The following is a 4,639-nucleotide window of genomic DNA, read 5'->3' on the forward strand; positions in this document are numbered from 1 at the left end:
TTCTCAGGCGAAGCGCCAGAAGTAACGGTTAAACGTGTAGATAAGAATGGAACATCCGTAACAGCGAAGTACAAACCTATAGTGGCTAAAGTATTACCAACTGGTGAAAGCTCAGAAACAGAAGGTGCAAAAGGAAAACCACAAACATCGACAGTTGTCTTTGATAAGAAAGATGAAGATAAATCAACAGTAAACTTCAATAAAGGTGATGAAACAGTAGCATTAAATCCATCAACATTAACATTAGTGGATAAAAGTGGAAATCCTTCTACAGAAGTGAAAGTTCCAGGTGAAGGAACCTATACATTAGCGAATAATGTTATAACATTCACACCAGAAAATGACTTTGCTGGTAAAGCTACTGGAGTAACGGTGCAAGTTAAAGATATTAATGGTACATCTATTGAGAAAACTTATACACCTACTGTTCGTGCTGTTACACCAGCACCATCAACTCCAAGCAAGGAAAATGGTTCATCAACAATTTGGAAAGATGGAAACGGTAATAACATTAAATCACCAGAACAAGGTAAGAAAGAACATTCAACAATTGACGGTTATATCTATGAACGTAGTGAAGTAGATAAAGACGGAAATACAGTTCATATCTATCGTAAAGTAAGTTCAGAAACTCCTGTAGTGAATGAAAAAGAAACTTTATACATAGATTCAAACGGTAAGTCTCTTCAACCAGCTAAGAAGGGCCACCATCCGCAAGATAACATTCCAGGATATGAATTTATTCGTACAGAAACAGATGCAAATGGCAATGTACGTCATCTATATCGTAAGATTCAATCTACGATTCCAGTTGAGCCAATTCAACCAACTGCTCCGACTATGCCTGAACAACCAGCACAACCAGAAGTGCCAACTAGTCCAGCGCAACCAGTTCAACCAACAGAAGTGAAAGAAGTTGAAGCTAAACGTGAATTGCCAAATACTGGTACAGAAGACAATGCTAGCCTAGCAGCACTTGGACTTCTCGGAGCATTGAGTGGATTTGGACTTCTTACTAGTAAGAAGAAAGAGGACTAATCAATAGCATTGATGTTCATTGTTTGTAGTGAACAAGAAATCCTTAAAACTGATGAATCATTTGATTCATCAGTTTTTTTGCTCGTTATCAACTGTAGTGGGTTGAGGAAAAACTAAAATTGAGAGAGGACAAATAATAAGTTATAGTGAAAAAATTTCCAGATTAGTGAACTCAAAGGTAGTTCTTAAACTGGAGATTTTATTTTTGATACTTATCCATATGGCTTCATACTTCTATAAAATGTATTTATTATTGTCTAGAAATCATTTCAGTAGATATGACTCATATTTGTTGCTTTCTAATAAACTGTAATTCATGAGACCTTTTACTAGTATCATTTTGTTATTAAAAAGTTTTGTCTCTGAACTCAAATTATTTTTAATTTAATCGATAATATGATATAATGAATAAAATTACATATATAATTATTACGCATTTATATATAAATAAAAAGGAGAAAATAATGTTTAAATTGAATAAGCAAAAGAAAGATCACCGCTTTTTCTGTGGGAATAAGTATGAGAAATATTCTATTAAAAAACTAAAGGTCGGTGCAGCAAGTGTATTGGTTGGGACAGGATTTTTATTCGGTTACAATGTGGATCAAGTAAGCGCTAATGAGCAAAATGCTGAGACTACAGCTATGGTAACATCAAAGGATGGGGATGAACTCCAATCTGCAGATAAATCAAAGGGTACGGCTGAATCAAAACAAGAAAATACTCAAGAAGTAGTTACGGAAACACTAAAACCTGGAACGAAAGATGAAGCAGTTCTAGCAACAAGTCCGCAAGTGGCCGAAACGAAGGAAACTCCTGAAACTAAGGAAGTATCAGAAAATAAAGTAAACAGTGTAGATAAAGAAACTGTCAACTCATCTACGTTGAGAGCTAACTTAGCAGATTTAGAAGCTCAAATTGAACGTATCCGAGGAAATAAAAAACAAGCTTCTCAAATCCAAAATGCTGAAAAACTTGTTGCTGACGCTAGACAATATCTAGAAGCTTTGAATACTACTCAAAAAGAAGTAGATGCTAAAGCTAAAGAAATTAGCTCATTAACTTCTATCTTAAAATCAATTAAAGCTGAAGAAATAGTAAAAGAAAATAAAAATACTGATAGCCGTAATGGTAAAAAGATGGAAGAAGGAGTAGGTTTCAGAGCTGATACAGCTACTGGTACCGGTATCTCAGCAGATGTAAAAGATGCAACAAGTACACCAGCTGCGACAAGAGATGGTTATACTGATAGAGCTACTGCGGAATCACTAACAAAACAAATTACATGGTTAGATTTTGGTGATATTGATAACTGGCAAAATGTAGATAAGGAAGGTGGAAAGATTTACTTAAAAGAAGGTTCAATTTATAAAAAAGAAGTGATTTCAGGATACGTTATTAATATCAAAGTGAAATCATTGAAACCTTTCCAAGCAACAGAAATTTATAGAAAACGTATGGAAGCAGCTAATGCTTCAGAAGAAGAAAAAGCAACTTTCAATCCAAATGCTACAAACCAACATTTTGGCGCAGGCAGTGGACCTTCTAGAGTAACAGCTGACCAACAAGATGGGACATGGTCTGAAGTCCGAAATAATGGAATTGATACAGGAAATAAAAAGACAGCAATTGGAGCAGGTAATTGGTCAAATATTGGGGTACAATTTGAAATTAGCGCAACTTATAAGGGGAAAAACGTTCGCCCTGCAGTTATTATGAATGATTCCGAGAGTGCGAACCATGGAGAAAATATCATTTTAACAACAAATGGTAGCCCGTGGGAGCGAGTGCTAGAATTGAAAAAAGAAAGGTTTGTAGGAGGAACATTTACACCTACACCTTATAAACCAATCAATAATTATAATTTAAGACATGAAGATTATCCGGCAGTAGGAAGTTGGAATAATGCAAATCAGTTATTAGGTGAAATGAGAGGAGGCCTTCTAACGTTAGCTGATGGAACAAAATTTGCTCCAAAATATATGACTAACCCGGATCAAGAAATGGGAGGTCTAGGAACAGGAGTATTTGGTCCTGTTACTTCTTCTGGTGGTTATAGTCTTCCAATATTGATGACGAAAGATGCAACTGAAGTTGGATTGTATATTTTATCATCAGGGATACAAACTGCTATGATGGGTGTGATTCCAATTGATGAAGGAGATGCTCCTGAAAGTTATGGAAAAGCATCTCATACGATTAATACTGTAAATGGTGTAACGGGTGGTGAAGTAAAACAACCATATTTAGGAAGTACACGACCAGATATGGATACAGGCACTACTAAAGATTGGTATGGTGATGATAATGATATCGATGCTGACGAAAGCGTAAATCAATTACTTCCTGAAAACCTTAAAGGAAGTGAAGGAAATATTATTAAAGCTAATATTTCTAAATCTGGGAACTATACATTAAATGTTCAAGCACATACAGGTGGTGCAGAGAAAGCTTACATTCGTTCTTGGATTGACTTTAATAAAAATGGTCAATTTGATGCAGATGAAGCTTCTGAAATAGCTACTATTACAACAGATGGTACTGTAAAATTAAACTTTAAAAATAAGAGATCAGCTGATGTAGAAACGCTACTAGAGGCAGGAGCAAGAGTTCGTATTGCAACTGAAGAATCAGAAATTGAAAATCCTACAGGAACTGCATTTTCTGGGGAAGTAGAAGACTTTATTGCAAAAATTACACATCCACCAAAAGGTGAGAAGAAAACAACTGTTGGGAACACAAAAGAAACTCAACGTGAAGAGATTCACTTCACAGCACAAGGTAAAAATGTATATCTAGAAGATCATCCTAATGCAGAGATTGATACAACTGTTCAACCGACATATATTGATAATAAAACTGGTCAAGAAGTGACATTAGCAAGTGATGGTACTTATACAGTTGAAGGCGAAGGTACTTATAAATTTGCTGTTTCAGATAATGGAAAAGATGTAAAAGTTGAATTTACCCCAGCAGATGGTTTTGTTGGTAAAGCCAATGGTATTACAATTCGTCGTCAAGATACGAATAAAACAACAACAGAGTGGGGTACTCCTGATGCTGCAACTCTTCCAAATGTAAATGATTCATTAAATACAATGGATGGACTATATATTCCAGAAGTTACAGATCCAACTTCAGTAAACGCAACTCCAGTTAATGCTGAAAGTCAAAACATACAAGGTTTACCACAAAAAGGTCAACCGACATTTAACGTAGAAACAGCAAAAGATCCGGTTAAACCATCAGCGAAATATCCAGCAAAACTTGTTGATCCAACGTCAAATACAGTTACAGAGGCAACGACAGTTAATGCATTAGAACAAGGAACGAATAAAGTAATTGGTACATATACAATTGTACCAGAAACTGGAGAAGTAACATTCACTCCAAATAAAGACTTCAAAGGAATTCCATCACCAGCAACTATTTCTGCTGATGTAGAATTAACTCATGACAAGGATGGGAATGTAACGACTAAAACGTTACAAGCTACTTATACACCAACGATTATTCCAGTAACCCCAACAACTGAAAGCTCAACAACAAGTGATGTACAAGGAAAAGTACAAACATCACCAATCAAGTTAGATACAGAAGA

General features: G+C 35.5%; 2 protein-coding genes. Both read left to right on the forward strand.

Annotated features, from left to right (window positions below):
- Positions 1–1,038, forward strand: a 1,038-nt coding sequence (locus tag N8L39_RS09215; RefSeq protein ID WP_261010796.1) for an LPXTG cell wall anchor domain-containing protein, incomplete at its 5' end; no start/stop codon positions are given.
- A 464-nt stretch (positions 1,039–1,502) separates the two neighbouring features.
- A partial coding sequence (locus N8L39_RS09220) for a YSIRK-type signal peptide-containing protein (protein ID WP_261010797.1) occupies positions 1,503–4,639 on the forward strand: 3,137 nt, incomplete at its 3' end.

The organism is Streptococcus mitis, from assembly GCF_946190285.1.
GTDB lineage: Bacteria > Bacillota > Bacilli > Lactobacillales > Streptococcaceae > Streptococcus > Streptococcus mitis_CP.